This window comes from Clostridioides sp. ES-S-0108-01, assembly GCF_020662285.1.
In the GTDB taxonomy this organism is placed as follows: Bacteria; Bacillota; Clostridia; order Peptostreptococcales; family Peptostreptococcaceae; genus Clostridioides.
In genome coordinates this window covers 137276-153969 of the sequence record NZ_JADGMN010000007.1, presented here as the reverse complement: position 1 = coordinate 153969, position 16694 = coordinate 137276, and the positions used below count along the sequence as shown (strand labels likewise).

Sequence of the window (16694 nt, the reverse complement as noted above, 5' to 3'; positions counted from 1 at the left end):
GGAGTAATGGCATGTTCACATGTTGGAGGGCTTAGCGGAGCGTTTATACCAGTATCTGAAGATGCAGGGATGATTGATGCTGTTATTAAAGGTGCTTTAAGTATAGATAAGCTTGAAGCAATGACTGCCATTTGTTCTGTAGGTCTTGACATAATAGCTGTCCAGGTGATACTACAGCAGGTACTCTTGGAGCTATGATAGCTGATGAGGCAGCAATAGGTATGATTAATAATAAGACTACAGCAGTTAGGATTATACCAGCACCAGGATGTGATGTAGGTGATATGGTAGAGTTTGGAGGACTTTTAGGACGAGCACCAGTGATGCCTATAAATACAAATTCATCTGAACTATTTACTAAAAGAGGAGGAAGAATTCCAGCTCCTATACATTCATTTAAAAACTAAGTGCGTTACATATAATAATATTTAAACAAAGATTTAGATGGCTAAATTAAAGAAGTTTATATATCTAAATATTATAATAAAGATAATAAATTTAAAAAATTAGTTGTTAAGATTGTGATAACAATAAAGCGATATATGAATATTTAAAGTCATGTATCGCTTTATTTTAAGAATATCTAATTAATATAAAATTTTTATGTATCTAAAAAGTTATGCTCTCTAATAGTAATAAGTTATATTAATTTTTATTTCTAATATATCAATCAAATAAAAAGCTAATCAAAATAACAATTAAAAAATAAAAATTTATCTAAATATTCAACACACATAATAATCATAAATATAAATAAAAAATAAAACGCTTGCAATTAATAAAATTGCCTACAATATAAAACTCTACTATTTAAAATATAAATTTATAAATCTTATTGTTTTTAAGCAATTTCTTCTTTTGTATCAGTACCACGTATTTCACTGGCAGTAAGAACCTTAAAGGTACTGAATATTTTTGAACCTAAAAATCCTGCAATTACATTAAATAAAGCACATAAACCAGCTGTTATAAGAACTTGCTGAACTGGATTATAGGCAAACATTATAGCAAATCCAGCTACAGGTGTAGCTGTACCTGGTGTCATGTTTACAAGACCCATCAAAGCTACAATGATACCAGAAAAAGCTCCTCCAAAGAAATTAGTAGAATATATCGGTATTGGATTAGCTGAAATTATATCCGATTGAGTCAATGGTTCAATAGCAACAGATATAATATCTTTCTTAGAACCTAATTTTAATTTTGCAAATAGCGTTGAGTTCATAAAAGCTGAACCAAAAGCACCTAATGCTCCTATTGCCATAGGAAGACCAGTAAGACCAATTATAGATGTAAGAGCCATTGAACTAAGTGGAGATGTTCCAACTACTGTTATTAGACCTCCTAGTATAATTCCCATTATTATAGGACTAATATTTGTAGCTTCTATTAAAACTTGTCCAATTTGTAGTAGTGTATTATTAACTAATGGGTCTACATTTGATGCTATAAGACGAGATAGCGGCGCACATAGAAGGATTACAACTACTAAATCTACTCCAGGTGGTACTTTTTTCTCTATAAACTTAATTAAGAAAGAAACAAAGTATCCAGCAACGAATCCAGATAATATAGAAAACTTTAAACAAGATAATCCTATTAAAACTGCATAAACTGGGGAGACACCTAGAGCTAAAGGCACAAGTATAGCAGCAGCAACTCCACCAAGACTACCATTAGCAGCTCCTACACTTCTAAAAAATTCCATACCTAGAACATCACCAAGTAAAGAAAGATTGAATGCCTCTACTAAGAAAGTAGCACATGCAGCGTTTGCTAGAGCTCCCATAGCCTTCATACCATATGGAGCTTTGTAACTAAAAATTGTGAAACAACATAGAACCAATAAAAGTAAACCTGTTCCTAATAAAATTTCTGACATAAGAAAATCCTCCTTGTATTTTTTTTAGGATATAAACCTTTGTTGTGATAACGTTATCCTAATGTGTAGATAATTAACTAATTAATGACAACAGAACAAAAGTAATTTTAAATTTTAATTGGTTTTATATTGTATCTAAAAATAAAAATAACTATAAAAGTATATAAAGTAAGTTCAATATGTAAAATGTAAATTAAACTTATACTTTATGATACAATTATATATAAATAATTCAGTCTTGTATAGGAAGATTGATAAAAAATAAATTTAATATAAAAAAAACAATTATTAGAGCATAAAATATTAGCTTATAAAAAAGGAATAAACATTTTTTAGAAGAAGTACTTATTAATGAAAGAAATTTTATAGGGGGAGAGTCTTTGAAAAAGGTTAAATATACTAGATTAGTGATACTTGGTATTCTTATATATTTAGTATTTAATGTATTAGTAATGATAATTAGCAAAAATGTAGATACATTGGTACTAAAAAGTGAAAAAGTTGATGCAAAGATTAATGTAAAAGGGACTATAGAAAAAGATGCCAATGACCAAAGTAGTTATCTATCGACATACATAAGTAAAGAAGATTCTAATAACTTTAAAAAAAATCAAAATGTAGTAATTGAGTATCGTGAGCAAAAAATAGATGCAAAAGTTTACAAAATATATGAAAATAATAATAAAATAATGGTAAAATTAAAAATAAGTAACCAAATTGTTACAAATCAGGATACAAGTGTCGAAGAATTTGATATAATATATAATCAGATGGAATGTTTAAAAATACCTAAAACTTCTATAAAAACAAAAGACAATAAACGTGGTGTATATGTAATTGATGAACAATCACAAAGTGTAAAATTTGTCATATTAGAAGGGATAACTTATGAGAATGAATCTTCTGTATTTGTGGATTATTATAAAAATGACATAAATGGAGTCACAAGTGTTAATCTATATGACAAAATAATTTTAAGACCTAACAGTATAAACACAAATATAAGGATAAAGTAGGTGATAATAATGGGTTCTATTAAAGATAATTTATCTGAGATAAGAAGTAAAATTGATAAAGCTGCAAAAAAAGTAAATAGAGATAGCAAAGAAATTACCCTCTTGGCAGTCACAAAAACTGTTGATGTTGACTTAGTCAATGAGGCAATGCAGGAAGGAATCACTTCTGTTGGTGAAAATAAACCTCAGGAATTAGCTAGAAAATATGATATTATAGGTGACAAATTAAACTGGCACTTGATAGGAACTTTGCAAACAAATAAAGTTAAGTACATAATCGATAAAGTTTGTATGATACATTCTTTAGATAGAATTGCATTATGTGAAGAAATTCAAAAACGTGCAGAACAAATAAATAGAGAAATAGATTGCTTAGTACAAGTGAATATATCTAAAGAAGAATCTAAGCATGGACTTGATAAAGAAGAAGTTGTAGACTTTGTCAAAGAAGTGTCAGAAAAATATAAAAATATAAAAATAAAAGGTCTAATGACAATGGCACCTTTTGTAGAAGATGAAAATAAAATAAGAGGTGTATTTAAAGGTCTTAAAGATTTATCAAAACAAATAAAAGAACTAAACATACCTAATGTAGGAATGGATGTTTTATCAATGGGAATGAGTCACGATTATGAAATTGCTATAGAGGAAGGGGCTACCATTGTCAGAGTTGGAACATCAATCTTTGGAGAAAGAAATTACAATAAAAAATAATTACTCAAATTTGAATAAATTCTAAGGAGGAAGTTAATAATGTCAAATGGAATAATATCTAAATTTAAGAATTGGATAGTTGACGAAGAAGAAGATTATATTGAAGATGAATATGAAGGTGGCATGGACGATATAGTTCAAGAAGAAGAAATGAGCAGTGGATTTAGTACTGCAAAAGCAAATAAAATTGTAAATTTACATACAACTAGCCAAATGAAAGTCGTAATAGTTGAACCTAAGGTTTATGATGAAGCTGCAACTATAGCAGACCATTTAAAACAAAGAAGGGCAGTTATAGTGAATTTGGAAGGATTGACTAATTCTGAAGTTCGTAAATCTATATTTAACTTTATGAATGGAGCAGTTTATGTCTTAGATGGAAGTATACAAAAGGTTTCTAAATCAATATTTATACTAGCTCCTAATAATGTGGATATAGATGCAAATATGAAAAAAGAATTAGAAAGTAAAGCATTCTTCCCTTGGCAAAATAAATAGTAAAAAGGCGGTTAATATATGGGAACAATAAGAATTGCACTTTATTATCTTTTAGATATAATAGCATGGATGATAGTTATAAAAAGCTTGATGACTTGGTTTCCAAATGGAAGACAAAGTAAAATTTTTGAGATTTTAGAAAATCTTACAGAGCCAATAGAAGGACCGATAAGGTCTATAATGTACAAATATACAAATGGACCTATAGATTTTTCTCCTTTAATTGCAATAGTATTATTGATGTTCCTGAGACAATTAGTATTGGTTATATTCTAAGGTGATAGGATGGATAAATTAAAATTAACAAATCACATAAAGGATATAGACTTGAAAAATAAAATGCTTAAAGTAATAGACAAGGCTAATAGTTGTATAAAAAACTATGATGTTAAGTCTACTGAGTTTCTTAATCCATATGAAGTAAAAAATGCTGTAGCAATATTAAATTCTACAAATGAAATAAAATACAGTGTGGATGGAGGTTATGAACAAGCTGAAAGAAGCACTGTATTTATTTATCCATTTTACATGGAATATGAAGATATAGAAGATACTCTTAGATTTTTACAAATAGAAGGAAATTTTAAATTTAAAAATATATCTCATAAAGATTACTTAGGGTCAATTATGAGTCTAGGTATAAAAAGAGAAAAAATTGGAGATATAATTATACATGATAGCTTTTGTCAAGTGGTTGTAAGTAGTGATATTTGCGATTTTATAATTGTAAATTTAGAAAAAGTTTCAAGAAATAATGTAATTGTAAAGGAAATTTCCAGAGAAAATATTGTTAATAGTTCTTTAAAATATAAGGAAGTATCATTTACAGTATCTTCAGATAGGTTAGATTGTGTGATAAGTGGTCTTTACAATATATCTAGACAAGATAGTGCAAAATACATAAATGGAGAAAAAGTCCATGTCAATTATGAAAAGATAACTTCAACTTCTAAAATAGTAAAAAATGATGATTTGATTTCTATTAGAGGCAAAGGAAGAGCTAAGGTAACACAAATAGGAGATATTACTAAAAAAGGGAAAATAAAAGTTCAAGCAAAATTAATTGTATAAGGACTAATTTAAATTATAGCTGGGAGGAAATGTAATGCTAACTCCAATTGAGATAGAAAATAAAGAGTTTAAAAAAGGTTTAAGAGGGTATAGAGATGAAGAGGTTGATGAATTTTTAGATATCATCAAGGAAGACTATGAATCTCTATGTAGGGAAAATACAGCTCTTAAAGAAAAATTAGGGTTATATCAAGACCAAGTAAACAAGTATGAAAATATTGAAGAAACACTAAAAGCTACTTTAATAACTGCTCAAAGTGCAGCAGAAGACACTTGTAGCGCGGCTAATAAAAAGGCTAAGATAATTGTTGAAGAAGCCGATTTAAAAGCTAGACAAATTATAGAACAAGCTAATAACCGTGTCATAGAGATAAGAAAAGAGTATGATGCTTTAGTCAAAGAATTTAAGATATTTAGAAATAAATTTAAATCACTGTTAGAAGATGAAATAAGAAGTGTTGATGAGATTTTTTATGATGTAGATGAAAAATGTGTAAATGCATTTGAAGGAACAACAGTGTATAATTATAGTAATGATGAAGCTGCTACAACTTTAGAATAAGCTTGTAATTTGTTTATTTTTTATGTAGAATAACTGTGTGAGTTTGAGAAATCTATAACAAAGATTAAAAATAGGATAAAAATGTAAGAAAAATAGAAATTATTATATTTTTCAAAAATATATTGACTATTCAAATTATTTGTTATAAAATTTCATATAAACACAGATAAATTTTTAAAAGCGTTGATAGAGACATTTATCTTTAGATAATTTTACAGAGAATTGGGTATGCTGAGAACCAATGAATTTATAAAGATAAAAATCACTCTTGAGCTGCAGGCTGAACGATTAAATTCTACTAAGCTGTGCCGGTCAGTACCGTTATACTATTAGAGTGTTATATGTGGCTAGTATTTAGTTCACATATAGAATTAGGGTGGTAACGCGATTTATAACTCGTCCCTTTGGTTTAAAGGGGGCGAGTTTTTTAGTATTTAAATTTATGTGAAAAAATAAAAAATTTTGGAATTATAATATTTATAGGAAAGGGTGATTTACATGGCGAAATTTAAGCCACTGGTAGACAGTTCTGTAAAACAAGCAGAAGCACAAGTTTTTGATTATTGGAAAGACATAAATATACTTGAAAAAACTTTAGAAAAAGGGAAAGATGACCCAAGTTTCGTTTTCTATGAAGGACCTCCAACAGCTAATGGAAATCCTGGTGTACACCATGTTTTATCTAGAACACTTAAAGATTCAGTTTGTAGATATAAAACAATGTCTGGTTATCAAGTAAAAAGAAAAGCTGGTTGGGATACACATGGATTACCAGTTGAAATACAAGTAGAGAAAGAATTAGGTCTTACTAGTAAACAGCAAATAGAAGAGTATGGAATAGCTGAATTTAACCAAAAATGTAGAGAATCAGTTTTCTCATTTGAAAAACAATGGAGAATAATGACTGAGAGAATGGCTTATGAAGTTGATTTAGATAATCCATATATAACTTTAGATAATAACTATATAGAGTCTGTATGGTGGATACTGAATAAATTCAATAAAGAAGGATATATCTATGAAGGGCACAAAATACTTCCTTATTGCCCAAGATGTGGAACTGGTCTTGCTAGTCATGAGGTTGCACAAGGATATAAAGAAGTAAAAACTAATACAGTTATAGCTAAATTTAAGAAAAAAGATGCTGATGAGTATTTCTTAGCATGGACAACAACTCCATGGACTTTACCATCAAATGTTTCATTAACAGTAAATGCTGATGTAGATTATTTAAAAGTTAAAAAAGGTGATGAGGTATATTATGTATCTAAGCCTTTAGCTGATAAAGTACTAGGTGAAGACTATGAAGTTTTAGAAGAAATGAAAGGTAAAGACTTAGAAGGGTTAGAATACGAACAGTTAATGCCTTTTGTAGAAGTTGATAAAAAAGCATTTTTTATTACAGTAGGAGACTATGTAACTACTGAAGATGGTACTGGAATAGTTCATACAGCACCAGCATTTGGTGAAGACGACTATAACACAGGTAAAAGATATGATTTACCAGTTGTTCAGCCAGTAGATGAAACTGGTAAATTTACAACTACTCCTTGGGAGGGTAGATTTGTAATGGAAGATGGGCTAGATGTTGAAATAATAAAATGGCTAGCTTCTGAAAATAAATTATATAGTAAAGAAAAAGTAGTTCACAATTATCCTCACTGTTGGAGATGTCAAACTCCACTAGTATACTATGCAAAGCCAAGCTGGTATATAGAAATGACTAAACTTAAAGATAAATTAATAGAAAATAATAATGGTGTAAAGTGGTTCCCGAGTTTTGTAGGTGAAAAGAGATTTGGAAACTGGCTAGAAAATTTAAATGACTGGGCAATATCAAGAACTAGATATTGGGGAACTCCACTTCCTATATGGAGATGCGAATGTGGTCATACAGATTCAGTTGGTTCAAGAGCTGAATTAGCTGAAAAAGCTATAGAAGATGTAAATCCAGAAACAGTTGAACTTCATAGACCATATGTAGATGATATACACTTAAAGTGTGAAAAATGTGGAAAACCAATGACAAGAGTAACAGAAGTTATAGACTGTTGGTTTGATAGTGGGTCTATGCCATTTGCTCAACACCACTATCCATTTGAAAACAAGGAAAACTTCGAGCAACTGTTCCCAGCTGATTATATATCAGAAGGTATAGACCAGACTAGAGGTTGGTTCTACTCATTACTTGCAGTGTCAACATTTGTATTAGGAAAAGCACCATACAAGAGTGTTTTAGTTCCAGACCTTGTACTTGATAAAGATGGTAAGAAAATGAGTAAATCAAGAGGAAATACAGTAAATCCAATGGAATTATTTGACCAATATGGAGCAGATGCATTAAGATGGTATCTATTATATGTTTCTCCACCATGGACTCCAACTAAATTTGATATGGATGGCTTAAAAGAAATCCAAAGTAAATTTATAGGTACTATGAAGAATGTATATAATTTCTTTACTTTATATGCAAACACAGATGATATAAATCCAACTGAATTCTTTATAGAATATAAAGATAGACCAGAACTTGACAGATGGATATTATCTAAGTTCAACAATTTAATGAAAGATGTAGAAGAAAATTTAGCTATATTTGAGTTAAATAAAACTTTAAGAATGATACAAGATTTTATAAATGATGATTTATCTAACTGGTATATAAGACGTTCAAGAAGAAGATTTTGGGCAACTGAATTAACAGAAGATAAAAAAGCAGTGTACAATACAACTTATGAATTATTACATGGTCTTTGTAGAGCTATAGCTCCATTTGCACCATATATGTCAGAAGAAATGTATAGAAACCTAACAGGAGAAGTATCTGTTCATTTAGCTGAATATCCTAAATTTAATGAAGAATTAGTAGACACTAAATTAGAAGAAAAAATGGATTTAGCTAAAAACCTAGTTACTTTAGGTAGAGCTTCAAGAGAAGTTGAAAGAATAAAAGTTCGTCAACCATTACAAAAAGTGTTAGTAGATGGTAAGTTTGAAGATACAATAAGCGACGTAGTTGACTTAATAAAAGAAGAGCTTAATGTTAAAGAGGTAGTATTTGCTAAGGACTTAGATGAGTATATGAACTTTAGTCTAAAACCAAACTTTAAGGAAGCAGGACCATTGTTAGGTTCTAAGATGAATTTATTCGTTGGAGCATTAAATAAATTAAATGCTCATGAAGCTGTGAATAAGCTTGAAAAAGGTGAGACTTTAACAGTTAACTTAGATGGTGAAGCTTTTGAGTTCAATAAGGATTTAGTGTTAATAGGTATAACTGCTAAGGAAGGATTTAATGTATCTGTTGAAAATAATCTTTTTGTTATACTAGATACTAAGTTAACTGAAGAATTAGTTGACGAAGGTTATGCTAGAGAATTTATATCTAAAGTACAGCAATTGAGAAAATCTAATAACTTTGAAGTATTAGATAATATAGCAATAGAATACTGTGGTGATGATGAAATTGCTAAGGCTGTTGAACATTTTGATGAATATATCAAGTCTGAAACTTTAGCTTTAGAAATAAAAAGAGTAGATGATAAATCTTTAGAAGAACAAAATTTAAATGACCATATGACAGGTATAAAAGTTACAAGAAAATAAAAATAATAGTTAGTTAATTAAAATCCCTATAGGAATTAGTTCATAAATTTCTATAGGGATTTTTTAATACAGTATAATTTTCTATTCAATAAAATGTTGAAATATTCCAAAACTTACAATAAATAAATATGTATAAATCATATAAATTATTTATAGCATGTGATAGAATATTAGTGAATAAACGTTTAAGTGAGGGTGAATAATATTTTAGAGTAAACTACTTCTGATAAATTTATTTATAAATTTATCGTGTGTTGTGCAGGGTGGTTTATTTATTATGCAAAGGGGTGCGTTTAGATGTATGGTGAAAGCAAAAAGCTAAGTGTTGATAATAACATATTTTTACAATATGGTCTTATTATATTGGGTATGATTCTATCAACCTTAGGAATAAATTTATATCTAGCACCAGCTAAGTTATTAAGTGGAGGAGTAGCTGGAATTTGTGTCATATTATATAAATTATTTGGTATAAATCAAGGAATATCAAGTTTTTTGATGAATATACCAATATTTATTATAGCTAGAAAGTATTTTGATAATAAATTTTTGTTAATAAGTTTTGTCAATATGTTACTATTTTCTGTATCACTTGGGTTAACGCAAGACATTGCTAAATATTTCCCAATAGATGATACTATGTTACAGTGTATTTATGGTGGTGCATTAACAGGTATAGGTATGGGGTTGACTTTTAAAGCAAGAGCTACTGCTGGAGGACTTGACATAGTAGCAGCTATAATGAAAAGAAAGTACGATATACCTATGAAAAATACATTTTTATTTATTAATTTCTTTGTAGTATGTGCAGGAGCTTTCTTATTTGGAGCTAAGTTGGTAATGTATACTTTAATTGCTATGTATATAATTTCTTTTACGATGGACATAGGAAAAGATTGCTTTGATAGAAAAAAATCCATACTTTTAATATCAAATAAATATGATGAAATATCAAAAGTAATAATGAACAAGATGGGAAGAGGAGTTACTTTTTTGGAGGCAGAAGGTGCATATACACAAAATAAGAAAAAGATGATTTATTGCATAATATCTGCAAATGAAATAGGCAAATTTAAGGATTTAATTTACGACATGGATAGTGAAGCTTTTATTTCTGTAAATAATGTGGAAGAAGTAAAAGGAGGAGGTTTTAAAGATAAGTTTCTTTAAGATTATAGATGCTAAAAAATGCCATATGTATTGAGATTATGCCTAGTTAGATGTATACTGTAATTAATGGAGTACATGAAGTACTCAATAATATACTAGGAGGTATAAGAATATGTTAAGAGAGAGATTTGTAGTAAGAAGTCATGAACATTTAGATGGACATACGCATGAACATAAATAGAAATGTTTAAAATTCATAAAAGATTTTTATTTTGTAATTCCATGAAGGTTTAAATAAAAATTGAATATTTTAAGTAAAAATTATTGATAGTAAATAAGAAAGTGAACTGTTAAGGCAAATAACTTTAATAGTTCACTTTTATTAATTATATAAGTATTAAATTTAAATCCAATGATTAACTAAAAAAGAAGCTATATTTTCATAAGGTATTTTTTCTGTTTTTAATAAACTTTGGACAACCAAACCATCAACTATAGACATAAGTAAAAAAGAAAATGATTCAGCATCCTGTTCATTTTCTCTACTATTATATTTTTCTAGTGATTCGACAATTTCAGATTTAAGAGTAGTTCTCCATTCAATATATTTTAATCTCATTCTTTCTTTTAAATCATCATTTGAAGTAATCGCCTCACAAATAAGATACATATGTACCCTACCACGACTTTCTATAGTAGGGATTTTCTCTAAGATTAAGTTAACCATTTCTATTTGAGATTTTTTTGATTTGACATTTTTTACGCAGTTTAGTATAGCACTAGTTATAACTTCTAAATGAGTATCCGCAATATCATATATAATATCATTTTTAGATGCGTAGTGATAATACAAAGTACCTTTACTTATATTTACATCTTTTGCAATATCAGCAAGGCTAGTATTTTGAACTCCATTTTTGGCTATTAAATTGGTTGCAGATGATAAAATAGCCTGTTTCATATTATTTGCTTTCATAAAACCTACCTTTCCATGTATATTTATAACAAATTAATAACATTATAAGCTTATGAATATTTATTGTCAACAAAGTGAGAATCTATATCTATTGACTTTTTTTCATTCAAAATATAAAATAATAATTAAATCGGTCGTACGACCGACTGAATAAATAAAATAATATCTTATAGTGAGGTTAATATGGATAAAATAAAATTGATAGTGGACAGTGCATGTGACTTACCTGATGATATAATAGAAAAATACAACATAGAAGTTGTTGGTTTAAATGTATCTTTTGGAGAAGAAAGTTATATATCTGGAAAGGAAATAGATAATGAAACTTTCTATAGAAAAATGAGTGAGAGTAAAGTGCTACCAAAAACATCATGTCCTTCACCTGATAAATTTTTAGAAGCATATCATTGTCATGAAGAAAGTGTATTGGTAATTAATATAAGTTCAGGATTATCTGGAACTTATAATAGTGCACTTTTGGCAAAGGATATGTTTGAAAAGGAAGGAAATAACAAAAAAATTGAGGTTATAGATTCACTTAGTGGGTCAATTGGAATAGGACAATTAGTGTTAAAAGCAGCAATATTAATAAAAGAAGGAAAAGAAATTGAAGAGATTGTTTCAATAATAAATAAATATAAAGATAATCCCCCATTCTTTGGAACTCTTGAAACTTTAGAAAATGCTATTAAGGGCGGTAGAATAAACCCAATAGCAGGAAAAATTATAAATACCTTGAATTTTAAAGCGATAATACAAGTTGCAGATGGCATTGTAACTCCTATAGATAAGGCAAGAGGCGAAGGTAATAGCTTGAAAAAGCTGATTACTTTAGTAGAGTCAAAAATTAAAGATAAAGAAGAAAAGGTTTTATTTATAGGGCATGCTAACTGTCCTGAAAAGGCTCAAAAGGTAAGGGAAGCTATGGAAAAGGATGTAAAATACAAAGATGTTGTAATCTGTGAAGTTGGTTCAGTGATGGGTACATATACTTCAAAAGGTGCAATTTTAATAACTGCAATATAAATAATGGGTTGAAAAATTAAAGGGGTTCATAAGAACCCCGAATTTATGTAATAATTGTTTTTTTAAAAACCAAAATCCAAATTTTGATTATAATAGATACATGTGTTATAAACACGTTGTACTTTCATTAGACGTTGAAACAATTATTTTAATATTATTTGAGTTAATCTTAGAATTAACCAACTACACATATTTCTTTATCAAGTTTGTTTAATATCTCGCAACCATCTTCAGTAACAAGCACTAAATCTTCTATTCTAACTCCAAACTCACCTGGTAAATATATGCCTGGTTCTATAGAGAATATCATTCCTGGTTGTACAGTATCTGTATTTATAGAAGATACATCTCCTTTATCATGAACTTCAAGTCCTATAGAGTGACCAGTTCTATGAGTAAAGTATTGTCCATATCCTTTTTCAGTTATGTAATCACGAGCAGCAGCATCTATATCACAGAATCTAACTCCTGGTTTTACAATAGCTTCAGCTCTCTTATTAGCTTCAAGAACTATTTCAAATATTTCTCTACCTTTTTCAGGTATTTCTTTATAGAATACAGTTCTTGTCATATCAGCACAATAATTATCTTTTATACAACCTATATCTAATATTATTGCATCTCCTGGTTTTACAAGTGCATTTCCAGGTTCACCATGTGGATTAGCTCCATTAGGTCCAAAGCCTATAATAGGGTCAAATGAAAATCCATCAGTACCTAGGTCTTCATATATTTTAGATAACTTACCAACAAGTTGTTTTTCTGTAAGTTCACCAGAAATAGTAGCCTTAAGTTGTTCCATAGCCTTGTCATTTAATCTTGAAGCTATTCTCATTAGTTCTTTTTCTTCTTCATCTTTGCACATTCTTAGAGTATCTATTATATAAGATGAGTTTACAAATTTACTTCCTCCACCTAATTCTATTAAGTTTAATAAGAATCTAGCTGGCCAGTTTTTATCAACACCCATAGTAGCATTTTTGTCTATATGCTCAGCTATTATTTCTACTGGATTTTGAGTATCATTAAACCAAACCATTTCAACACCTAAATCTTCTGCAACTGGGAATAATTCATTTATAAATAATTTATTATTTCCATTTAAATTTAAGTATAATGATAGTAATCTTTCACCTGGATGTATTAGTACCCCTGTCAGATAAAATATCGAAGTAGGGTCACTTACTAACATTTGAGAAATATCATCTTTTTTCATTTGTTCAAGTACAGCATTTAATCTTTGAGTTTTCATAATAATTTCCTCCTAATCAAAATTCAATACAAATCAATTTTAGCACTATTAAACAAAAAATAGTATACTTTTCTTCTAGAAATATAAAAAAATTTTGGTATATATTTTTTATATTAAATTTAATCATTGTTTTTACATTAAAATAGAAATAAAATGACCTTTTATTGTGAAAATATTATAAAAATAGTAAATAAAATTTATAAAACCACGTATTTAGGCTTTTTACATAATCATGAAAAATAATAAATAAAATTTTATATTAAAATAATATTGAAACAATCTTAAAAATTTAGTATGATTAAAATTAAAGTGGTAGAGTTTTTGAGATGTATCACTTTTAATAAAATTTGATTTCAAAGCATTTAGACTTTATCAGTAATGCCTTTAATAATGTGAATATTATGAAGATTATTGATTTGATGACAATGAATCTATTTTATCAATTTTGAAATCAATTTTTAACTAATTAATAGAGAGGGGAATTTAAATTAGGATGGAAAAGAAAAAAATAGGCCTATGGAGTTTGGTATTTATGAATGTATCAGCTTTATACGGTATAAGATGGATAGCTAAGTCTACAGCATCAAGCTTTGGTTTAGGATTAGGTGCAATACCTATGTGGTTATTATTTTCATTTATATACTTTGTACCAGGAGCTTTAATTTGTGCTGAATTAGCTTCTACATATCAAAAAGGTGATGGAGGTCTGTATGATTGGGTTAAGGAAGCCTTTGGAGAAAAATATGGATTTTTAGTTTCTTGGCTAAACTGGACAGCTAAAATATTTTGGTATTCTTCATTCTTGACATTTTTAGCAGTAAATGTTTCTTATACAATAGGAAATCCAGCACTTGCAGACAATAAGATGTTTGTACTTATATTATCTTTAATAATATTCTGGGCATTATCTCTTATAGCAACTAAAGGAATAAGTTTTACAAAGATATTCACTAATACAGGTGCATTAGGTTCAACAATACCAAGTGCTATACTTATAATATTTTCATTTGTAGCAGTATTAGTACTTAAAAAACATGATATAGCTTCAACATATACAGTAGCTTCAATGACTCCAAAACTTAATATGGATGCATTTGTTGCTATATCAGCTATAATGTTTGGTTTAGCAGGAGCAGAAACTTCAGCTAACTTCATAACAGAAATAGATAAGCCTGAAAAGAACTTCCCTAAGGCTATATTAATATCAGCTGGAATAGTAGCTTCATTATATGTATTAGGTTCAATTGCAATAACAATGATAATACCACCAGACCAAATTACTGCTTCTAAAGGTGTGCTAGATGCACTTGCAGCTGTTTGTGAATCTTTAGGAATAGGTTCTTGGTTGGTTCAACTGATAGCTTTTGGTATAGCTTTTTCAATATTAGGAGCAATAGTTCTTTATATAGCATCACCAATAAAAATGTTATTTGGTAGCGTTAAAAAGGGAGTATTTCCTGATAGTTTGGTAGAAGTAAATGAACATAAGATACCTTCTAAAGCAGTTATACTTCAAGCAATAATAGTTACTATAATACTATTGGTGACTACATTAATGCCTTCTGTTGATGCTATATACAATGTTCTTGTTACTATGACAGCATTAACTGCATTATTCCCATATGTATTATTATATGCTTCTTATATTAAACTAAGAAAAGAGAGACCAGATGAAATTAGACCTTATACTATGGCAAAATCAACAAGTACTTGTATAGGTTTAGCCAAAATGGTTTTAGCTGTAACTGTAGTTGGTATATTATTATCTGCAGCACCAGTTATGCCTACGTTTGCTGAAAATATTATATATGAGATAGAGATGATTGGTGGAGGTCTTCTAGTTATATTATCTGGTTTATGGTTATGGAATAGATATGAAAAGAAAACAGCTAAATAAAATGTATTTTAAAAATTTCTTTTGGATATTATAATATATAGTTGACAATTTATAGTGTAAGGAATATTATAAAATAAAGAAATTAATAAATTAAATCCTGAGATAAGAAATAGTAAATAAATATATTTTTGTACAGAGAATTAAGGTGGCTGAGAACTTAATAAAAAGTATTTATTGAATGGGTCTTTGAGGAGTAAAATGAAATGTAATTTAAGAAAGATTACAGAGTATTTGATATCGTGTATGCACGTTACAGCATATATTAAGATATATATATTCAATTTTGAATGTATATAAATTTAGGTGGTACCACGGAAAATATATCCGTCCTATTGATTTAGGACGGATTTTTTAATATAGAAAATTTAGGAGGAAAAATGAACGTAATAGGAATTATAGGTGCAATGGATGAAGAAGTTAGTATTTTAGTTGATTTAATGGATATTAAAGAGACTATAAAAAAAGCTAGTTTAGAATTTTATAAGGGAACTTTAGAAGGTAAGAATGTAGTATTAGTAAAGTGTGGCATAGGTAAGGTTAATTCTGCTCTTTGTGCACAGATACTAATAAGCGAATTTAAAGTTCAGGCTATTGTTAATACAGGTGTCGCAGGAGCTTTAAACGAAAACCTTGATGTTAATGATATAGTAATATCAACTGATGCTATGCAATATGATGTAGATACTACAGCATTTGGAGACCCTAAGGGAGTTATACCAAGAATGAAGACTTCTGTATTTAAAGCAGATGAAAGACTTATAGATGCTGCTTATAAATCTTCTAGAGAGAGAGTAAAGACTCACAAAGTATTGAAAGGAAGGGTAGTTACAGGAGATAAATTTATAAATTCTAAAGAATTAAAAGAAGAACTAGTAAATGATTTTGGTGGATATTGTGGAGAAATGGAAGGTGGAGCTATAGCTCATGTATGCTACTTAAATAATACTCCATTCGTAATAATAAGAGCAATGTCTGATAAGGCAGATGGCAGTGCTGATGTTACGTATGATGTATTTGTACATGATGCTGCTAATAATTCTAAAGATATAGTTTTAAATATGTTAAAATCAATATAATATATAAG

Annotated in this window: 14 protein-coding genes, 1 pseudogene and 2 other annotated features; of the genes and pseudogenes, 12 read left to right on the top strand and 3 right to left on the bottom strand. The window is 28.7% G+C overall.

Annotation, left to right across the window (positions count from 1 at the left end; genetic code table 11):
• Nucleotides 1–407 (top strand): annotated as a pseudogene (locus IR152_RS09020) (DUF711 family protein); the annotation flags it as partial.
• 434 nt (nucleotides 408–841) lie between these two features.
• Here IR152_RS09020 and IR152_RS09015 read toward each other — a convergent pair.
• Nucleotides 842–1882 (bottom strand): PTS sugar transporter subunit IIC, encoded by a 1041-nt coding sequence (locus IR152_RS09015; protein ID WP_227451487.1) that lies wholly within the window; start codon nucleotides 1880–1882, stop codon nucleotides 842–844.
• 380 nt (nucleotides 1883–2262) lie between these two features.
• Between IR152_RS09015 and IR152_RS09010 the strand changes: the two genes are divergently transcribed.
• The 8 genes from IR152_RS09010 to IR152_RS08975 all read left to right on the top strand — a co-directional run bounded on the left by IR152_RS09010 (nucleotide 2263) and on the right by IR152_RS08975 (nucleotide 10519).
• On the top strand, nucleotides 2263–2898 hold the full coding sequence (locus tag IR152_RS09010) for an HlyD family efflux transporter periplasmic adaptor subunit (protein ID WP_227451485.1): 636 nt from the start codon (nucleotides 2263–2265) through the stop codon (nucleotides 2896–2898).
• 9 nt (nucleotides 2899–2907) lie between these two features.
• On the top strand, nucleotides 2908–3612 hold the full coding sequence (locus IR152_RS09005) for a YggS family pyridoxal phosphate-dependent enzyme (protein WP_227451484.1): 705 nt from the start codon (nucleotides 2908–2910) through the stop codon (nucleotides 3610–3612).
• 39 nt (nucleotides 3613–3651) lie between these two features.
• The gene (locus IR152_RS09000) at nucleotides 3652–4110 is read left to right on the top strand and encodes a cell division protein SepF (RefSeq protein WP_227451483.1); all 459 of its coding nucleotides are present in this window, start codon (nucleotides 3652–3654) and stop codon (nucleotides 4108–4110) included.
• An 18-nt stretch (nucleotides 4111–4128) separates the two neighbouring features.
• Nucleotides 4129–4386 carry a YggT family protein gene (locus IR152_RS08995; RefSeq protein WP_054274603.1) on the top strand — a complete coding sequence of 86 codons (258 nt, stop codon included), beginning with the start codon at nucleotides 4129–4131 and terminating at the stop codon, nucleotides 4384–4386.
• Between the two features lie 9 nt (nucleotides 4387–4395).
• Complete coding sequence (locus tag IR152_RS08990) at nucleotides 4396–5181, top strand: RNA-binding protein (RefSeq protein ID WP_227451482.1); 786 nt, start codon at nucleotides 4396–4398, stop codon at nucleotides 5179–5181.
• 34 nt (nucleotides 5182–5215) lie between these two features.
• Nucleotides 5216–5743, top strand: a complete 528-nt coding sequence (locus tag IR152_RS08985; protein WP_003426928.1) for a DivIVA domain-containing protein — start codon at nucleotides 5216–5218, stop codon at nucleotides 5741–5743.
• Nucleotides 5744–5917: 174 nt separating this feature from the next.
• Nucleotides 5918–6150: a binding site (T-box leader), on the top strand.
• Nucleotides 6151–6241: 91 nt separating this feature from the next.
• Nucleotides 6242–9349 carry an isoleucine--tRNA ligase gene (gene ileS / locus IR152_RS08980; protein ID WP_227451481.1) on the top strand — a complete coding sequence of 1036 codons (3108 nt, stop codon included), beginning with the start codon at nucleotides 6242–6244 and terminating at the stop codon, nucleotides 9347–9349.
• Between the two features lie 297 nt (nucleotides 9350–9646).
• A complete protein-coding gene (locus tag IR152_RS08975) occupies nucleotides 9647–10519 on the top strand; it encodes a YitT family protein (protein WP_227451480.1) in 873 nt (290 codons plus the stop codon).
• Nucleotides 10520–10862: 343 nt separating this feature from the next.
• Here IR152_RS08975 and IR152_RS08970 read toward each other — a convergent pair whose 3' ends face one another.
• Nucleotides 10863–11435 carry a TetR/AcrR family transcriptional regulator gene (locus IR152_RS08970; RefSeq protein ID WP_227451478.1) on the bottom strand — a complete coding sequence of 191 codons (573 nt, stop codon included), beginning with the start codon at nucleotides 11433–11435 and terminating at the stop codon, nucleotides 10863–10865.
• Between the two features lie 183 nt (nucleotides 11436–11618).
• Between IR152_RS08970 and IR152_RS08965 the strand changes: the two genes are divergently transcribed.
• Nucleotides 11619–12461 (top strand): DegV family protein, encoded by an 843-nt coding sequence (locus IR152_RS08965; protein WP_227451477.1) that lies wholly within the window; start codon nucleotides 11619–11621, stop codon nucleotides 12459–12461.
• Nucleotides 12462–12636: 175 nt separating this feature from the next.
• Here IR152_RS08965 and IR152_RS08960 read toward each other — a convergent pair whose 3' ends face one another.
• Nucleotides 12637–13713, bottom strand: coding sequence for a M24 family metallopeptidase (locus tag IR152_RS08960; protein WP_227451476.1), 1077 nt, complete (start codon nucleotides 13711–13713; stop codon nucleotides 12637–12639).
• Nucleotides 13714–14206: 493 nt separating this feature from the next.
• Here IR152_RS08960 and IR152_RS08955 point away from each other — a divergent pair, with 493 nt between their 5' ends.
• Nucleotides 14207–15610 carry an APC family permease gene (locus IR152_RS08955; RefSeq protein ID WP_227451475.1) on the top strand — a complete coding sequence of 468 codons (1404 nt, stop codon included), beginning with the start codon at nucleotides 14207–14209 and terminating at the stop codon, nucleotides 15608–15610.
• Between the two features lie 90 nt (nucleotides 15611–15700).
• Nucleotides 15701–15945: a binding site (T-box leader), on the top strand.
• A 42-nt stretch (nucleotides 15946–15987) separates the two neighbouring features.
• Nucleotides 15988–16686, top strand: a complete 699-nt coding sequence (locus IR152_RS08950; protein WP_227451474.1) for a 5'-methylthioadenosine/adenosylhomocysteine nucleosidase — start codon at nucleotides 15988–15990, stop codon at nucleotides 16684–16686.
• Nucleotides 16687–16694: the final 8 nt, after the last annotated feature.